The sequence below is a fragment of the Thalassobaculum salexigens DSM 19539 genome (assembly GCF_000423805.1).
GTDB lineage: Bacteria > Pseudomonadota > Alphaproteobacteria > Thalassobaculales > Thalassobaculaceae > Thalassobaculum > Thalassobaculum litoreum.
Genome location: NZ_KE384094.1, coordinates 348,765 through 367,029 on the forward strand (window position 1 = coordinate 348,765; position 18,265 = coordinate 367,029).

General features: G+C 64.8%; 14 protein-coding genes and 1 tRNA gene. All 15 read right to left on the bottom strand.

From position 1 onward, the window contains the following. Positions 1–9: 9 nt before the first annotated feature. Positions 10–318 carry a 30S ribosomal protein S10 gene (gene rpsJ / locus G578_RS0116900; RefSeq protein WP_028795259.1) on the bottom strand — a complete coding sequence of 103 codons (309 nt, stop codon included), beginning with the start codon at positions 316–318 and terminating at the stop codon, positions 10–12. A 758-nt stretch (positions 319–1,076) separates the two neighbouring features. Beyond that, positions 1,077–2,267, bottom strand: coding sequence for an elongation factor Tu (gene tuf / locus G578_RS0116905; RefSeq protein ID WP_028795260.1), 1,191 nt, complete (start codon positions 2,265–2,267; stop codon positions 1,077–1,079). A 67-nt stretch (positions 2,268–2,334) separates the two neighbouring features. Then, entirely contained in the window at positions 2,335–4,410 is a 2,076-nt protein-coding gene (gene fusA, locus G578_RS0116910; protein WP_028795261.1) for an elongation factor G, read from the bottom strand. Positions 4,411–4,518: 108 nt separating this feature from the next. Then, positions 4,519–4,989 (bottom strand): 30S ribosomal protein S7, encoded by a 471-nt coding sequence (gene rpsG / locus G578_RS0116915; RefSeq protein ID WP_028795262.1) that lies wholly within the window; start codon positions 4,987–4,989, stop codon positions 4,519–4,521. A 12-nt stretch (positions 4,990–5,001) separates the two neighbouring features. Continuing rightward, positions 5,002–5,373 (bottom strand): 30S ribosomal protein S12, encoded by a 372-nt coding sequence (rpsL, locus tag G578_RS0116920; protein ID WP_028795263.1) that lies wholly within the window; start codon positions 5,371–5,373, stop codon positions 5,002–5,004. Between the two features lie 461 nt (positions 5,374–5,834). After that, positions 5,835–10,013, bottom strand: a complete 4,179-nt coding sequence (rpoC, locus tag G578_RS0116925) for a DNA-directed RNA polymerase subunit beta' (protein ID WP_028795264.1) — start codon at positions 10,011–10,013, stop codon at positions 5,835–5,837. Positions 10,014–10,160: 147 nt separating this feature from the next. Further along, on the bottom strand, positions 10,161–14,339 hold the full coding sequence (rpoB, locus tag G578_RS0116930; RefSeq protein ID WP_028795265.1) for a DNA-directed RNA polymerase subunit beta: 4,179 nt from the start codon (positions 14,337–14,339) through the stop codon (positions 10,161–10,163). 261 nt (positions 14,340–14,600) lie between these two features. Beyond that, on the bottom strand, positions 14,601–14,978 hold the full coding sequence (rplL, locus tag G578_RS0116935; RefSeq protein ID WP_028795266.1) for a 50S ribosomal protein L7/L12: 378 nt from the start codon (positions 14,976–14,978) through the stop codon (positions 14,601–14,603). A gap of 51 nt (positions 14,979–15,029) precedes the next feature. Next, the gene (gene rplJ, locus G578_RS0116940) at positions 15,030–15,542 is read right to left on the bottom strand and encodes a 50S ribosomal protein L10 (RefSeq protein ID WP_028795267.1); all 513 of its coding nucleotides are present in this window, start codon (positions 15,540–15,542) and stop codon (positions 15,030–15,032) included. A gap of 330 nt (positions 15,543–15,872) precedes the next feature. Continuing rightward, complete coding sequence (gene rplA / locus G578_RS0116945) at positions 15,873–16,580, bottom strand: 50S ribosomal protein L1 (RefSeq protein WP_028795268.1); 708 nt, start codon at positions 16,578–16,580, stop codon at positions 15,873–15,875. A 7-nt stretch (positions 16,581–16,587) separates the two neighbouring features. Next, on the bottom strand, positions 16,588–17,016 hold the full coding sequence (gene rplK, locus G578_RS0116950) for a 50S ribosomal protein L11 (protein WP_028795269.1): 429 nt from the start codon (positions 17,014–17,016) through the stop codon (positions 16,588–16,590). A gap of 126 nt (positions 17,017–17,142) precedes the next feature. Further along, positions 17,143–17,673: a transcription termination/antitermination protein NusG gene (gene nusG, locus G578_RS0116955; RefSeq protein WP_028795270.1), complete on the bottom strand. Its 531-nt coding sequence runs from the start codon at positions 17,671–17,673 to the stop codon at positions 17,143–17,145. A gap of 1 nt (position 17,674) precedes the next feature. Further along, complete coding sequence (gene secE, locus G578_RS0116960; RefSeq protein ID WP_028795271.1) at positions 17,675–17,872, bottom strand: preprotein translocase subunit SecE; 198 nt, start codon at positions 17,870–17,872, stop codon at positions 17,675–17,677. A 132-nt stretch (positions 17,873–18,004) separates the two neighbouring features. Then, positions 18,005–18,080 (bottom strand) — tRNA-Trp (locus G578_RS0116965). A 47-nt stretch (positions 18,081–18,127) separates the two neighbouring features. Next, on the bottom strand, positions 18,128–18,265 hold a 138-nt coding region (locus G578_RS29150), incomplete at its 5' end, for an EF-Tu C-terminal domain-related protein (RefSeq protein ID WP_483855291.1).

Here is an 18,265-nt window from a genome sequence, read left to right on the forward strand (position 1 = left end):
CCCGTCCCCTCAGAGCTTGATCTCGACGTCGACACCGGAGGCCAGGTCGAGCTTCATCAGCGCGTCCACGGTCTGCGGGGTCGGGTCAACGATGTCGAGAACCCGCTTATGGGTGCGGATCTCGAACTGTTCCCGGCTCTTCTTGTCAACGTGCGGACCACGCAGAACGGTGAACCGTTCGATACGCGTCGGCAGCGGAATGGGACCCCGCACACGCGCACCGGTGCGCTTGGCGGTGTTCACGATTTCACCGGTCGACTGGTCGAGGACCCGGTGATCGAACGCCTTCAGGCGGATGCGGATGTTTTGACTGTCCATCTTTCCGCTACTCTCAACCTCGTTGGCCAACCGGCCGTTATCACCGCGCGCTCACCGGCAAGCCGGGCATCGCGCAGAAAAAAATGCGGATGCGCACTGAAACTGCGCTTCCGCCTTCGGCCTTTTGGGGATTGGTGTCTTAAAAACGTGAGACTGCGTCTGACCCGTTCCGAGCGGTTCGGGTCACAGCCAGTCCCCAAAGGTGGGCGGAACCTATTGATGGGGGGGGCGGTCGTCAAGTGCGAATTTCAGTTTTGTTGCCGATGCACCGTTTGCCCTGAAACCCGCAAGAACCTTACGTCTGAGGACCTCGCGCGGCACCGTTTCGGCATGGCGCCGACACGTCGGCGAAAGGGATGCACCATGTAGTGCCGCTGTCGGTCGCGCGCACCTTATATAGGGTAACAATCGCCGCCGGGACATCTTCTTCGGATTCCCTGCCATATCCCATGCCCCGCCCTGTCCTATGCGGCCCGGCGACGTCCAAGGGACGGATGAGCAGCCAGTCGCGCCCACGTTGCCATAGCGGTGGCCTGGAGGGTCGCCAGGGCGCCGGCGGCGGCTCTCATGCAGGCACCCGGTTCCCCGCGCCGCCCTGGCCCGCCCGAGGGCCCGTGCCGGGCCGGACGCGGGCGTGTCCGCGCATCTCCGCCCGCGTGCCGATCGAGTCGGTACCGCTCACGGCAGCACCCCGGTTCCAAAACGCAAACGGGGGCGCCGAAGCGCCCCCGCTGGTATCCCCACCTGACGGTGCAGGATTACTCGATGACCTTGGACACGACGCCGGCGCCGACGGTGCGGCCGCCTTCGCGGATGGCGAAGCGCAGGCCGTCATCCATGGCGATCGGCGCGATCAGCTCGACATCCATCGCGATGTTGTCGCCCGGCATCACCATCTCCGTGCCTTCCGGCAGCGTCACCGTCCCGGTCACGTCCGTCGTGCGGAAGTAGAACTGCGGACGGTAGTTGGTGAAGAACGGCGTGTGACGGCCACCCTCTTCCTTCGTCAGGATGTACGCCTCGGCCTTGAACTTCGTGTGCGGCGTGATCGAGCCCGGCTTCGCCAGAACCTGACCGCGCTCCACGTCCTCGCGCTTCGTACCGCGCAGCAGAACGCCCACGTTGTCGCCAGCCTCGCCCTGGTCCAGCAGCTTGCGGAACATCTCGACGCCCGTGCAGGTCGTCTTCACCGTGTCCTTGATGCCGACGATCTCGATTTCCTCGCCCACCTTCACGATCCCGCGCTCGATACGGCCGGTCACCACCGTGCCGCGACCCGAGATCGAGAACACGTCCTCGATCGGCATCAGGAACGGAAGGTTCTTCGGACGCTCCGGCGTCGGGATGTAGGCGTCGACCGTCTCCATCAGCGCCAGGATCGCCTTGCGGCCGATCTCGTCGTTGCTGTCCTCAAGCGCGGCCAGAGCCGAACCCTTGGTGATCGGAATGTCGTCGCCCGGGAACTCGTACGACGACAGCAGCTCGCGGATCTCGAGCTCCACCAGCTCCAGAAGCTCCTCGTCGTCCACCTGGTCGACCTTGTTCATGAACACCACAAGCGCCGGAACGCCGACCTGGCGCGCCAGAAGGATGTGCTCGCGGGTCTGCGGCATCGGGCCGTCGGCCGCCGACACAACCAGAATCGCGCCGTCCATCTGCGCCGCACCCGTGATCATGTTCTTCACGTAGTCGGCGTGGCCCGGGCAATCCACATGCGCGTAGTGACGGTTCGCCGTCTCGTACTCGACATGCGCCGTCGAGATCGTGATGCCGCGCGCCTTCTCTTCAGGCGCCTTGTCGATGGCGTCGTACGCCATGAACGTCGCGCCGCCAGACTCTGCAAGCGTCTTCGTGATCGCGGCCGTCAGCGTCGTCTTACCATGGTCGACGTGACCGATCGTGCCGATGTTGCAGTGCGGCTTTGTCCGCGCGAATTTCTCCTTGGCCATCCCAGTATGCTCCGTACGAAATAGGGGGTGACGTTATGGGCTAGTGACGGGCTGCGGGCGTGGCCGATCAGGCCAGCTTCGCCCGCACCTCGTCCGCGACCGCCTGCGGAACAGGCTCATAGTGGTCGAACTGCATGGTGTACTGCGCCCGGCCCTGGCTCATGGAGCGCAGGGTGTTCACATAACCGAACATGTTCGCCAGCGGGACCATGGCATCGACCACGCGGGCGTTGCCGCGCTGGTCCATGCCGCTGACCTGGCCGCGACGGCTGTTCAGGTCGCCGATGATGTCGCCCATGTAGTCTTCCGGGGTCACCACCTCAACCTTCATGATCGGCTCAAGCAGAACCGGACCGGCCTTCGCGATGCCTTCCTTGAAGGCGGCACGGGACGCGATCTCGAACGCCAGCACGCTGGAGTCCACGTCGTGGTAGGCACCGTCCGTCAGGGAGACCTTCACGTCCACCACCGGGAAGCCGGCGAGCACGCCGGTATCCATGGCGGACTTCAGGCCCTTTTCGACGCCCGGGATGTACTCACGCGGCACCGAGCCGCCGACGATCGTGTTCTCGAACAGGAAGCCCTCGCCGCGCTCCTGCGGGGAGAAGGTCAGCTTCACGCGGGCGAACTGGCCCGAACCGCCGGTCTGCTTCTTGTGGGTGTAATCGACCTCGGCGGTCTTGGTGATCGACTCGCGGTAGGCGACCTGCGGGGCGCCGACATTGGCGTCGACCTTGAACTCGCGCCGCATGCGGTCGACCAGGATCTCCAGGTGGAGTTCGCCCATGCCCTTGATCACGGTCTGGCCGCTCTCGACGTCGGAGGTGACGCGGAACGACGGATCCTCGGCGGCGAGGCGGTTCAGGGCGACGCCCATCTTCTCCTGGTCGCTCTTGGTCTTCGGCTCGACCGCGACCTCGATGACCGGATCCGGGAATTCCATGCGCTCCAGGATGACCGGCTTCAGCGGGTCGCACAGCGTGTCGCCCGTGGTCGTGTCCTTCAGACCCGCGATGGCGACGATGTCACCGGCCCGCGCCTCTTTCACGTCCTCACGGTTGTTGGAGTGCATGAGCAGCATGCGGCCGATGCGCTCGCGCTTGTCCTTCACGGTGTTCATCACCGAGGAACCGGTCTCCAGAATGCCGGAATAGACGCGCACGAAGGTCAGCGAGCCGACGAACGGGTCGTTCATGATCTTGAACGCCAGGGCCGAGAACGGCTCGTCGTCGGACGACTTGCGCTTCATCTCGGTTTCGCCGTCGACGGAGACGCCCTTAATCGACTCGACGTCGGTCGGGGTCGGCAGGTAGTCGACGACGGCGTCGAGCAGCGGCTGCACGCCCTTGTTCTTGAAGGCGGAGCCCAGGAACACCGGCACGAAGCTGTTGGTCAGCACGCCCTTGCGGATGCAGGCGCGCAGAACCTCCTCGGACGGCTCCTCGCCTTCCAGATAGGCTTCCATCGCGGCGTCGTCCATCTCGACGGCCAGCTCGACCAGCTTCTGGCGGTACTCCGCCGCCTGGTCGGCCATGTCGGCCGGGATCTCCTCGATCTCGAACTTGGCGCCCAGGGACTCGTCCAGCCAGCGGACGGCCTTCATGGTCACCAGGTCGACCAGACCGACGAAATCGGACTCGACGCCGATCGGCAGCTGCATGACCGCCGGCGTGGTGCCCAGGCGATCGACCATCATCTTCACGCAGCGGAAGAAGTCGGCACCGATGCGGTCCATCTTGTTGACGAAGCAGATGCGCGGCACGCCGTACTTGTCGGCCTGGCGCCACACCGTCTCGGACTGCGGCTCCACGCCGGCGACGCTGTCGAACACCGTGACGGCGCCGTCCAGCACGCGCAGGGAGCGCTCGACCTCGATGGTGAAGTCCACATGGCCCGGGGTGTCGATGATGTTGATGCGGTAGTCGCGCCAGAAGCACGTGGTCGCCGCGGACGTGATGGTGATGCCGCGCTCCTGCTCCTGCTCCATCCAGTCCATGGTGGCGTTGCCATCATGCACTTCGCCGATCTTGTAGGACCGGCCGGTGTAGAACAGAATACGCTCGGTCGTGGTCGTCTTGCCGGCATCGATGTGGGCCATGATGCCGATATTGCGATACATTTCGAGCGGATGGGTGCGGGGCATGACTCGCGTCCTCGTCGATTTGAGGTTCCGGCCGCAAGGGTCACGGCCGCTTATATAAACGGAACGGGCCGGTCTATACGCCAGCCCGTCCCCAGATGCCAGTGGCAGTTACCAGCGGTAGTGAGAAAACGCCTTGTTGGCGTCGGCCATGCGGTGGGTGTCTTCCCGCTTCTTGACCGCGGTGCCGCGGTTCTGGGCCGCGTCCTGCAGCTCGCCGGAGAGCCGCTGGACCATGGTCTTCTCAGAGCGCTTGCGCGCGGCATCGATCAGCCACCGGATGGCCAGGGCCTGGGCGCGCTCGGGGCGCACTTCGACCGGAACCTGGTAGGTGGCGCCACCGACACGGCGGGAGCGGACCTCGACATGCGGCTTCACATTGTCCAGGGCCTCATGGAAGGTCCGGACCGGCTCACCGCCGGCACGCTTCTGCAGGACGTCGAACGCACCGTAAACGATGCCCTCGGCGACCGAGCGCTTGCCGTCGTACATCAGGCAGCTCATGAACTTGGAGACGACCTGGTCCCCAAACTTGGCATCCGGCAGAACCGGACGCTTTTCCGCGCGGTGGCGACGCGACATTCCTGTTACTCCTTACTTCGGGCGCTTGGCGCCGTACTTCGAACGACGCTGGCGACGGTCCTTCACGCCCTGGGTATCGAGCGTGCCGCGAATGATGTGATAGCGCACACCCGGCAAGTCCTTCACGCGACCGCCACGGATCATGACGACCGAGTGCTCCTGAAGGTTATGGCCTTCACCCGGGATGTAGCTGATGACCTCGTACCCGTTGGTCAGACGCACACGGGCGACCTTACGCAGAGCGGAGTTCGGCTTCTTCGGGGTGGTCGTGTACACGCGCGTGCACACCCCGCGCTTCTGCGGGCACGCCTGCAGGGCGGGAACCTTGTTCCGTGCAACAGGAACCTTACGACCCTGGCGGATCAGCTGATTGATCGTCGGCATGCGTCGACCCTCTTAACCACAAACACAAACCCCTCCATGGGGAGTCCCATGGGGGCGGTTCGCCTGAACCATGCGCCACAAGACGGGACCCGCCGCGACGCTTCTCATATTCGACTCTTCGTGCGGTGACCGCGTTCAAGTCACTCGGGAAGGGACCGCCACCGGCGGCAAACCCGAGGGAACAGCTGGGCCCCCGTTTCAAAGTGCGCGGATACTATTGATGCACTCTGCGGGGGTCAAGCGGATAATCGGCCCAGCAGGTCGAGCCGATTTCACCGTCACATTCGGATATTCCAGGAACGTAAATTCCCGGAATACCTAAAGCACGATCGGTTCGGATCAAAGCGATCCGAACCATGAATCGTACTCTAGTTCATTGAAGCTAGAGAAAATCCACGTCCCCAGATGTTTCCATCTGATCGTGATCTTCTCTAGCTTTGTTTCCGAGAAATCCCAGCCGCTTATTCGGCGGCCGTGACCTCTCCCTCGGACGGCAGATGCGCCGCCTCGTCCTCGCTTGCCGCCGGAGCCGGCGCCAGCGCGCGGTCCCGATCGGCGGCGATACGGCGCAGGCGATTCATCACGCTGCCCGTGCCGGCCGGGATCAGACGGCCGACGATGACGTTCTCCTTGAGCCCGTCCAGGCTGTCGTGCTTGCCGGAAACCGCCGCCTCGGTGAGGACGCGGGTGGTCTCCTGGAACGACGCGGCGGAGATGAACGACTTGGTCTGCAGCGACGCCTTGGTGATGCCCTGGAGCACCGGCTTGGCCACGGCCGGACGGAGGTTCTCCGCCAGGGCCTTCTCGTTGGCCTCCTCGTACTCGTCGCGATCGATGGTCTCGCCGAGCAACAGAGTGGTGTCGCCGGCCTCCATCACTTCGACCTTCTGCAGCATCTGGCGAACGATCACCTCGATGTGCTTGTCGTTAATCTTCACGCCCTGCAGGCGGTAGACCTCCTGGATCTCATTGATGAGATAGTCGGCCAGGGCCTCGACACCCATGATGTTCAGGATGTCGTGCGGGACGCGCGCCCCGTCGAGCAGCATGTCACCCTTCTGCACGAAGTCGCCCTCGTGCACCGCCAGGTGCTTGCCCTTCGGGATCATGTACTCGACCGGATCCGCGCCTTCCTCGAGCGGACGGACGATCACCCGGCGCTTGGTCTTGTAGTCCTTGCCGAACTCGACCCGGCCGTCGCCCTCGGCGATGACCGCGAAGTCCTTCGGACGACGGGCCTCGAACAGTTCGGCCACGCGCGGCAGACCACCGGTGATGTCGCGGGTCTTCGACGACTCGCGCGGGATACGCGCCAGCACGTCGCCGGCCTTCACCTGGGCCCCGTTCTCGACCGACAGGATGGCGTCGACCGACATGAAGTAGCGTGCCTCCAGGCCGTTGGCGAGCTGAACCACCTCGCCGGCATCGTCCCGCAGGGTGACACGCGGCTTCAGGTCGTTGCCACGCGGCTGCTGCTTCCAGTCGACCACGACGCGGGACGAGATACCCGTCGCCTCGTCGGTGACCTCGCGCATGGAGAGACCGTCCACGAGATCGACGTAGTGGGCGACACCCTCGCGCTCGGTGATGATCGGAATGGTGTACGGATCCCACTCCGCCATCTTCTGGCCCGGCTCGACCATGACACCGTCATCGACCAGGAGCTTGGCCCCGTACGGCACGCGGTGGCGTGCGCGCTCGCGGCCCTGCTCGTCGGCCAGGATGATCTCGGTGTTGCGGCTCATCACCACCAGAATGCCGTCGGAATTGGTGACGACGTTGCGGTTGTGCAGCTTCACCTGGGCGCCGATCGACGCCTCGACCGTGGACTGCTCGGCGCCACGCTGGGCGGCACCGCCGATGTGGAACGTCCGCATGGTGAGCTGGGTGCCCGGCTCGCCGATCGACTGGGCGGCGATGACACCGACCGCCTCGCCGATATTCACCGGCGTTCCGCGCGCCAGATCACGGCCGTAGCAGGCCGCGCAGACGCCCGGATGGGTCTTACAGGTCAGGACCGAGCGGATCAGCACCGAGTCGATGCCGGCCCGTTCGACCGCCTCGACCAGCGCCTCGTCGATGATCTCGCCCTTCTTGACGACCACGTCGCCGCTGAGCGGATCGAGGACGTCCTCCAGGGTGGTGCGGCCGAGGATGCGGTCGCCGAGATTCTCGATCACCTCGCCGCCGTCGATCACCGCGCGCACGGTCAGGCCGCGCTCGGTGCCGCAATCGACTTCGGTGATGATGCAGTCCTGGGCCACGTCGACCAGACGGCGGGTCAGGTAGCCCGAGTTCGCCGTCTTGAGCGCCGTGTCGGCCAGACCCTTACGGGCACCGTGGGTCGAGTTGAAGTACTCGAGCACGGTCAGGCCTTCCTTGAAGTTCGAGATGATCGGCGTCTCGATGATCTCGCCCGACGGCTTGGCCATCAGGCCGCGCATGCCGGCGAGCTGCTTGATCTGGGCGGCGGAACCACGGGCACCGGAATGCGCCATCATCCACACGGCGTTCACCGGGTTGATGCCGTCGTCTTCCTTAATGACCGCCATCATCTCTTCGGCCACCTGATCGGTGCAGCGCGACCAGACGTCGACGACCTTGTTGTACTTCTCGCCCTGGGTGATCAGACCGTCGAGATACTGCTGCTCGAACTGCTTGACCTCCTCGTTGGCCTGATCGACGAGGCCCTGCTTGGCCTCGGGGATGACCAGATCGTCCTTGCCGAACGAGATGCCCGCGCGGCAGGCGTGACCGAAGCCGAGGCCCATCAGGCGGTCGGCGAAGATCACCGTCTCCTTCTGGCCGCAGTGGCGGTACACCATGTCGATGACGTTGGAGACTTCCTTCTTCGTCATCAGTCGGTTGATCATCTCGAAGCGCAGCTTCGGGTTGTCCGGCATCAGCAGCGCCAGCTTCAGGCGGCCCGGCGTGGTCTCCACGCGCTTGGTCACCTTCTCGCCGTTCTCGTCATAGGTCGTGACGCGGGCCTTCACCTTGGTGTGCAGGTTGACGGCACCGGTATCGACCGCGTGATCGACCTCGGCCGGATCGGCGAAGGCCATGCCCTCGCCCGGCTGGTTGTTGCGCTCCATCGTCAGGTAGTACAGGCCCAGAACGATGTCCTGGGACGGCACGATGATCGGCTTGCCGTTGGCCGGGCTCAGGATGTTGTTGGTCGACATCATGAGCACGCGGGCTTCTAGCTGGGCTTCCAGCGACAGCGGCACGTGGACCGCCATCTGGTCGCCGTCGAAGTCGGCGTTGAAGGCGGTGCAGACCAGCGGGTGCAGCTGGATCGCCTTGCCCTCGACCAGCTTCGGCTCGAACGCCTGAATGCCGAGGCGGTGCAGGGTCGGCGCCCGGTTCAGCATGACCGGGTGCTCGCGGATCACCTCTTCCAGGATGTCCCAGACCTCGGGACGCTCCTTCTCGACCATGCGCTTGGCGGCCTTGATGGTGCTCGCCATGCCGTAGAGTTCGAGCTTGGAGTAGATGAACGGCTTGAACAGCTCCAGCGCCATCTTCTTCGGCAGGCCGCACTGGTGCAGCATCAGGTCCGGACCGACCACGATGACCGACCGGCCGGAATAGTCGACGCGCTTGCCGAGCAGGTTCTGACGGAAGCGGCCCTGCTTGCCCTTCAGCATGTCGCTGAGCGACTTCAGCGGACGCTTGTTGGCGCCGGTGATGACGCGGCCGCGGCGGCCGTTGTCGAACAGGGCGTCGACGGCCTCCTGCAGCATGCGCTTCTCGTTGCGCACGATGATATCCGGCGCGCGAAGCTCCATCAGGCGCTTCAGGCGGTTGTTCCGGTTGATCACCCGGCGGTACAGGTCGTTCAGATCGGAAGTCGCGAAGCGGCCGCCGTCCAGCGGGACCAGCGGGCGCAGTTCCGGCGGAATGACCGGCACCACGTCCAGGATCATCCACTCCGGACGGGAGCCGGATTCCTGGAACGCCTCAATGATCTTGAGCCGCTTGACCAGCTTCTTGCGCTTGGCCTCGGAGCCTGTCTCGCGCAGCTCGACGCGCACGGTCTCCTGCTCGACTTCCATGTCGAGGCGGGAGAGCATGGTCTTCAGGGCCTCGGCGCCGATCTGGGCGGTGAAGGCGTCCTCGCCGTAATCGTCCTGCGCCTGGTAGTACTCCTCCTCGCTGAGGAGTTGCTTCTCCTTCAGCGGCGAGAGCAGCGGGTCGGTGACCACGAAGTTCTCGAAGTACAGAACCCGCTCCAGGTCCTTCAGGGTCATGTCGAGCAGCAGACCGATGCGGCTCGGCAGGGACTTCAGGAACCAGATATGGGCGACCGGCGACGCCAGGTCGATATGGCCCATGCGCTCGCGGCGCACCTTGGAGAGCGTGACCTCGACGCCGCACTTCTCGCAGATGATGCCGCGGTACTTCATGCGCTTGTACTTGCCGCACAAGCACTCGTAATCCTTGATCGGGCCAAAGATCCGGGCGCAGAACAGACCGTCGCGCTCCGGCTTGAAGGTCCGGTAGTTGATGGTCTCCGGCTTCTTGATCTCACCGAACGACCACGACTTCACGCGATCCGGGCTCGCGATCGAGATCTGGATATTGTCGAAGCTCTGCGGGCCGCTCGGCTGACCGAAGATGTTCACCAACTCGTTCATCGAAGCACTCCTCGCGCCACTGGCGCTGTTTGCGGATCCGGGCGTCCCCGGACCTTCAGACCGACCCCGGCCCCCGGGACGCTATCCGCGGGGGCCTATAGGCCAGCAACTACACCGATGCGGCCGCCTTCGCGGCCGCCGCCGGCGTCAGTACTCCTCCTGGTTCAGCTCGACATTCAGGCCGAGCGAACGCAGCTCCTTCACCAGAACGTTGAAGGATTCCGGAATACCGGCCTCGAAGTTGTCGTCGCCTCGGACGATGGCTTCGTAGACCTTGGTACGGCCGGAGACGTCGTCGGACTTCACCGTCAGCATCTCCTGCAAGGTGTAGGCTGCGCCGTAGGCTTCAAGGGCCCAGACCTCCATCTCACCGAACCGCTGACCGCCGAACTGCGCCTTACCGCCCAGCGGCTGCTGGGTGACGAGGCTGTACGGGCCGATCGAACGGGCATGGATCTTGTCGTCCACCAGGTGGTGCAGCTTCAGCATGTAAATATAGCCGACTGTCACCCGGCGGTCGAATTGCTCGCCCGTCCGGCCGTCCCACAGATCGACCTGACCGCTCGACTCGAGACCGGCACGCTCCAGCATCCCGACGATGTCCTCTTCGCGGGCACCATCGAACACCGGGGTCGCAAACGGCACACCGCGCCGCAGGTTGCGGGACATCTCGACAATCTCGTTGTCCTGCAACGGATCGATCTTCTGACTGTACTCGTCGTCAGAATAGATGCCCTTGAGCTTGTCGCGCAGGTCGCCTGCCCGGGTGTCCTTGCCCATGTTCTCGAGCATCTCGCGGATCTGACGGCCAAGACCGGCCGCCGCCCACCCGAGGTGGGTCTCCAGGATCTGCCCGACATTCATGCGCGACGGCACGCCCAGCGGGTTCAGCACGATGTCGACGGCGGTGCCGTCGTCCAGATAGGGCATGTCCTCGATCGGGTTGATCTTGGAGATGACACCCTTGTTGCCGTGCCGGCCGGCCATCTTGTCGCCCGGCTGCAGCTTGCGCTTCACCGCGACGAAGACCTTGACCATCTTCATGACGCCCGGGGGCAGCTCGTCGCCGCGCTGCAGCTTGTCGACCTTGTTGTCGAACCGGTCCTTGAGCTGCTCGATCGACTTGTCGAAATGCTCCTTCAGGCCCTCCAGGTAGTCCATCAGCTTGTCGTCATCGACGACGAACTGGCGCCACTGACCCGGCGTGTACTGGGCGAAGACCTCCTCGGTCAGCTCGCCGGACTTGAAGCCCTTCGGACCGCCGGTGGCCATCTTGCCCATCAGCAGTTCCTTCAGGCGGTCGAAGAAGCCACGCTCCAGGATCGCGCGCTCGTCGTCGCGGTCCTTGGCGAGACGCTCGATCTCCGAGCGCTCGATCGCCTGGCTACGCTCGTCCTTGTCGACGCCGCGGCGCGAGAACACCCGCACCTCGACGACCGTGCCGGTCACTCCCGGCGGCACCTTCAGCGAGGTGTCGCGGACATCGGACGCCTTTTCGCCGAAGATCGCTCGCAGGAGCTTCTCTTCCGGCGTCATCGGCGACTCGCCCTTCGGCGTGACCTTGCCGACCAGGATGTCGCTCGGGTTCACCTCGGCACCGATATAGACGATGCCCGCCTCGTCGAGGTTCTTCAGAGCCTCTTCGCCGACGTTCGGGATGTCCCGGGTGATCTCCTCCTGACCCAGCTTGGTGTCGCGGGCCATGATCTCGAATTCCTCGATATGGATCGAGGTGAACACGTCGTCGCGGACGATGCGCTCGGAGATCAGGATCGAGTCCTCGAAGTTGTAGCCGTTCCACGGCATGAACGCGACGAGCACGTTCTTGCCGAGCGCCAGCTCACCGAGCTCGGTGGACGGGCCGTCGGCGATGATGTCGCCACGGCTGACCACGTCACCCACCGCCACGAGCGGCCGCTGGGTGATACAGGTGTTCTGGTTGGACCGCTGGAACTTCAGCAGCCGGTAGATGTCGACGTTCGACGCCGTGCCTTCCAGGTCCTCGTTGGCCCGGACGACGATACGCTGGGCATCGACCTGGTCGATCACGCCGGACCGCTTGGCGGCGATGGCCACACCGCTGTCGCGGGCCACGGTCGCCTCCATGCCGGTGCCGACATACGGCGCCTCGGCCTGGATCAGCGGAACCGCCTGACGCTGCATGTTCGAGCCCATCAGCGCGCGGTTGGCATCATCGTTCTCCAGGAACGGGATCAGCGCCGCGGCGACGGACACGAGCTGCTTCGGCGAGACGTCGAGCATGTCGATGTCTTCCGGACGCGCCAGACCGAAGTCGCCGCGCCGGCGGACCGGAACCAGCTCCTCCTCGAACTTGCCGTTCTCGTCGATCGGGGCGTTCGCCTGGGCGATCGTGTAGCGGCCTTCCTCCATGGCGGAGATGTAGCGCACCTCGTCGGTCACCGTGCCGTCGGTCACCTTGCGGTACGGCGTCTCGATGAAGCCGTACTGGTTGACCCGGGCATAGGTGGCCAGCGAGTTGATCAGACCGATATTCGGGCCTTCCGGCGTCTCGATCGGGCAGATCCGGCCGTAGTGGGTCGGGTGCACGTCACGGACTTCGAAGCCGGCACGCTCGCGGGTCAGACCGCCCGGGCCAAGCGCCGAGAGGCGGCGCTTGTGGGTGATCTCCGACAGCGGGTTGGTCTGGTCCATGAACTGGGACAGCTGCGAGGAGCCGAAGAACTCGCGCACCGCGGCCGCCGCCGGCTTGGCGTTGATCAGGTCGTGCGGCATGACGGTATCGATGTCCACCGAGCTCATGCGCTCGCGGATCGCCCGCTCCATGCGCAGCAGGCCGACGCGGTACTGGTTCTCCATGAGCTCGCCGACCGACCGGACACGGCGGTTGCCGAGGTGGTCGATGTCGTCGATCTCACCCTTGCCGTCCTTCAGATCCACCAGGACCTTGAGGATGGCCAGGATATCCTCCTTGCGGAGCACGCGGAGCTGGTCGTCGGTCTCCAGGCCGAGACGGGCGTTCATCTTCACCCGGCCGACAGCCGACAGGTCGTAGCGCTCGCTGTCGAAGAACAGACCGGCGAACAGGGCCTCGGCAGTCTCCAGGGTCGGCGGCTCGCCCGGGCGCATGACCCGGTAGATGTCGACCAGCGCCTCTTCCCGGGTGGCGTTCTTGTCGAGCGCCAGGGTGTTGCGCATGTAGGCGCCGATGTTCATGTGGTCGATCGCCAGGATCGGCAGCTCGGTCACGCCGATGGAGGCCAGGGTCTCCAGCAGATCGGCGGTGATCTCCTCGCCGGCATCGCAATGGACCAGACCGGTGCTCTCGTCGATCAGGTCGGAGCCGACATACTGGCCGATCAGCTGCTCGCTGGTGACGAACATGTCCTTCAGGCCGCCCTCGATCAGCTTGCGCGAGGTGCGCGGCGTGATCTTGTCGCCGGCCTTGGCCACCACTTCGCCCGTGTCGGCATCGACCAGGTCGTCGGTCAGCTTCGCGCCCTTCATGCGGTCGGCGTCGAACGGCAAGCGCCAGCCGTCGCCCTCGCGGGTGTAGGTGACCTTGCCGTAGAACGTGCTGAGGATGTCCTCGGCACTCATGCCCACGACCTTGTCGCGATGCACGTCGTCGCCGTTGGCGTGGCATGCCTTGATGTACGCCTCGCTCTGGTCGGAGAGCAGGGCGAGCAGGAGCGTCGTCGCCGGCAGCTTGCGGCGACGGTCGATACGCACGTAGGCGATGTCCTTGGCGTCGAACTCGAAATCGAGCCAGGACCCGCGGTACGGGATCACCCGGGCGGCGAACAGGTATTTGCCCGAGCTGTGGGTCTTGCCCTTGTCATGGTCGAAGAAGACGCCGGGCGACCGGTGCATCTGGCTGACGATGACGCGCTCGGTGCCGTTGACCACGAACGTGCCGTTGGCCGTCATCAGGGGCATGTCGCCCATGTAGACGTCCTGCTCCTTGATGTCCTTGATGGACTTGGAGCCGGTCTCCTCGTCCACGTCCCAGACCACCAGACGCAGGGTGACCTTCAGCGGGGCCGCGAAGGTCAGGCCGCGCTGCTGGCACTCCTCGACGTCGTATTTCGGCTCCTCCAGTTCGTAGCGCACGAACTCCAGCATGGAGCGCTCGGAGAAGTCGCGGATCGGGAACACCGACTTGAAGACTTCCTGCAGGCCGACATCGCCGCGGGCTTCCCCGGCAATGCCCATCTGCAGAAAGGCGTCGTAGGAGCTCTTCTGAACCTCGATGAGGTTCGGCATCGGCGCCACTTCGGGAATGCGACCAAAGCTCCGGCGAACGCGCTTACGACCGGTGAAGGATCCGACTGCGGAAACTGCCATCTTGCGACCTCGACCTCGCGTGTGACCCGCGGACCTTGCAATGTCCGTTGGGCGAAACGGTGACCCCTAACCTCGGCGCATCCGGCAGGAACCCCCTGAGGGGCCTGCGGCGCGTCTTCGGCGGGCGGTCCTCGCCTCGGCCAGGGGTCGGTGCGCCGTCGCTGCGGCGCCCGGCCCCGGGCCGAGAAGAGGAAACGGGTCGGGAGCGGACACGCAGGCGCGCCGCTCCCTTCCCGAACCTTAGCTGGAAATCGAGCCCAATTACTTCAGCTCGACGGTGGCGCCAGCCTCCTCCAGCTTCTTCTTCAGCTGCTCAGCTTCGTCCTTGGAGGCACCCTCCTTGACGGGCTTCGGAGCGCCTTCGACCAGGTCCTTGGCCTCTTTCAGGCCCAGGCCGGTGATGGCGCGGACTTCCTTAATCACGTTGATCTTCTTGTCGCCGGCGGCGGCAAGGATCACGTCGAACTCGGTCTTCTCCTCAGCGGCCGGAGCGGCATCGCCACCACCAGCAGCCGCGGCGACCGCGACCGGAGCAGCGGCGGACACGCCCCACTTCTCCTCGAGCATCTTCGACAGCTCAGCGGCCTCGAGAACGGTCAGCTCGGACAGAGCGTCCACAAGCTTTTCAAGATCAGCCATTTCAATTCACTCCACGTTGGTACTTCTGTTGACAGAGCGGTTCGTCCGCCCTCACTCCGACTGCTCGCTGCGGGCCGCAAGAACCCGGGCGATCTGGCCGGCCGGTGCAGCAAGCACACCAACCACCCGAGACGCCGGGGTCTGCAGGAGACCCACAAGCTTGGCACGCGACTCATCGATCGACGGGGTCTTGGCCAGGGCCTTGATCTCGTCGACGTTGAGTGCTCGTTCGCCCAGGCCGCCACCGACGATGGTGACCTTGTCGTTCTTATTGGCGAACTCAACGATCACCTTCGCCGCCGCCACCGGGTCGGCCGACGTCGTCACCGACGTCGGACCCGTGAAGAGGTCGCTCAGGTTCTCGTAGCGCGTGCCCTGCAGAGCAAGACGGGCGAGCCGATTCTTGGTGACCTTGTAGCCGGCCCCGGCCGCACGAACGTTCGAACGCAGGCCCTCGACCTCGGACACCGTCAGACCCGACTGATGGGTGATGACGACGACTTCGGAGCCCTCGAACGTCGAGCGAAGAGAGTCGACCAAATCGGCCTTTTCGGTTCGGTTCACCTCTTATCTCCGCAATTGGAACCGATGCGCCGTCGTTCTCGTTCGAACGTGGCCCGTCGGTCCGGTTGCACGAAGACGACACTCTCATGCCGCCCCTGTTCGCCTGTCCCAGAAGTCCAACATCGCCGGCTGGGCCGGTATCCGTTGGCGCTCCCGTCTGTACGGGCGAGATTTAAGGCCCCTCCGGATCTCTCCATCGGCGCCGCCCGTAGTCTCGGACAGGTCGGAACGGGATTTCTCCCGTCCCTCACGCCGGCCCGCGGCTGACCGCGGACCGTCGATCTCTTGTGCGCGGCCGCGTCAGGCGGCCGGCTCTTGTGCGCAGCCGCGTCAGGCGGCCGGCGCGGTACCCAGAACGGCGGTGTCGACCTTGATGCCCGGACCCATGGTCGAGCTGACCGACACGCGCTTGATATAGTGGCCCTTCGCACCGGTCGGCTTCGCCTTCTGGATCGCGTCGACGAACGCCGTGGCGTTCTCGACCAGCTGATCCTCGGAGAAGCTCGCCTTGCCGATGCCGGCATGGACGATGCCCGCCTTCTCGACGCGGAACTCCACCTGGCCGGCCTTGGCGGCGGCGACGGCGTCGGCCACGTTCGGCGTGACGGTGCCCAGCTTCGGGTTCGGCATCAGGCCGCGCGGGCCCAGCACCTTACCGAGACGGCCGACGACGGCCATCATGTCCGGGGTCGCGATCACGCGGTCGAAGTCCATGCGACCGTTCTGGATCTCTTCCATCAGATCCTCGGCCCCGACCACCTCGGCGCCGGCCGCGCGGGCCTCGTCCGCCTTGGCGTCCTTGGCGAAGACCGCGACGCGGACGTCCTTGCCGGTGCCGTGCGGCAGCGAGACGACGCCACGGACCATCTGGTCGGAGTGGCGCGGATCCACACCCAGGTTCATCGAGATCTCGACGGTCTCGTCGAACTTGGCGCTGGCCGCACCCTTGATCAGCTTGATCGCCTCGGCCATGCCGAAGAGAGCGGTCCGGTCGAGGTCGCCGTATGCGGCACGAAGACGCTTACCTGTTTTTGCCATGATCGCCTCACTCCACCACTTCGATGCCCATGGAACGGGCGGAACCCTTGATCATCTGAACCGCGCCGTCCATGTCGACGGCGTTCAGATCCGGCATCTTCGCTTCCGCGATTTCCTTGACCTGAGCCAGGGTGACCTTGCCGACCGCGCCCTTGTTCGGGGTCGCGGAGCCCTTGGCCACCTTCGACGCCTTCTTCAGGAAATACGCCACCGGCGGGGTCTTGGTGATGAAGGTGAAGGTGCGGTCGCCGTAGGCGGTGATCACCACCGGCACCGGCATGCCCTTCTCCATCTTCTCGGTCGCGGCGTTGAACGCCTTGCAGAACTCCATGATGTTGAGTCCGCGTTGACCGAGAGCCGGACCCACCGGCGGAGACGGGTTCGCCGCTCCGGCCGGGATCTCCAGCTTGATATAGCCGACGATCTTCTTAGCCATCTGTTGCCTTCCTCTATTCGGTCCGTGGTGCGATGCCGCAGGGCTTCGCGGTCATCTCCCACAGGCCGTCCACAAACGAGCCGTTCCGGCCCCGGGCTTGCGCGCCGGGATCGAACCCGAACGGGCTCAGGTTTTCTCGACCTGGGTGAATTCCAGGTCGACCGGCGTCGATCGTCCGAAGATCGACACCGCAACTTTCAGACGCGAGCGCTCCTCGTCGACATCCTCGACAAGGCCGTTGAAGGTCGCGAACGGGCCATCGGAGACCCGTACCTGTTCGCCGATCTCGAAGGTGATCGACGGCTTCGGCCGGTCCACGCCCTCGGAGACCTGCTTCAGCAGGCGGTCCGCCTCGGCGTCGGTGATCGGGATCGGCTTGCTCTTGCCGCCCACGAACCCGGCCACCTTCGGCTGCGACTTCACCAGGTGCCAGCTCTCGTCCGTCAGCTCCATCCGGACCAGGATGTAGCCGGGGAAAAACTTGCGCTCCGTGGTCGCCTTCACGCCGCGGCGCATCTCGATCACTTCCTCGGTCGGCACCAGGACCTCGGTGATCAGGTCCTCGAACTCGTGCTGCGCGACCTGCTCGTTGATCGACTGGGCGACCTTCTTCTCGAACCCGGAATACGTCTGCACCACGTACCAGCGTTGTGCCATGTCAGCCTCCGAGTCCGAGTACCAGTTGCACGCCCCAGGCCAGAACCTGGTCGACCACGAAGAAGAACACCGAGGCCAGAAGCACCATGATGAAGACCATCAGGGTGGCCACGGCCGTCTCCTTGCGGCTCGCCCACGTGACCCGCGACACTTCCTGTCGCACCTGGCGCACGAACTGGGCGGGACTCACCTTCGCCATCGTTTCCGCTCTCCGCCGCGCGGTCCCAGGAACATCCCAGGTAGCGCACTGGCACCATTTCCGAACACGTGAATGCGGATGGCGCCCATCGGGTTTCCCGACGGCGCCGCCCGCGAAACATCTCTTATATAGTGGCAGGAGTGGAGGGGCTCGAACCCCCAGCCCCCGGTTTTGGAGACCGGTGCTCTACCAGTTGAGCTACACTCCTAGCCTTGCAAAAGCGTTACCCGCCTCCGCTTACTCGATGACCCCCGGTTACTCGATGACCTTGGACACGACGCCGGCGCCGACGGTGCGTCCGCCTTCGCGGATGGCGAAGCGCAGGCCGTCATCCATGGCGATCGGCGCGATCAGCTCGACATCCATCGCGATGTTGTCGCCCGGCATCACCAT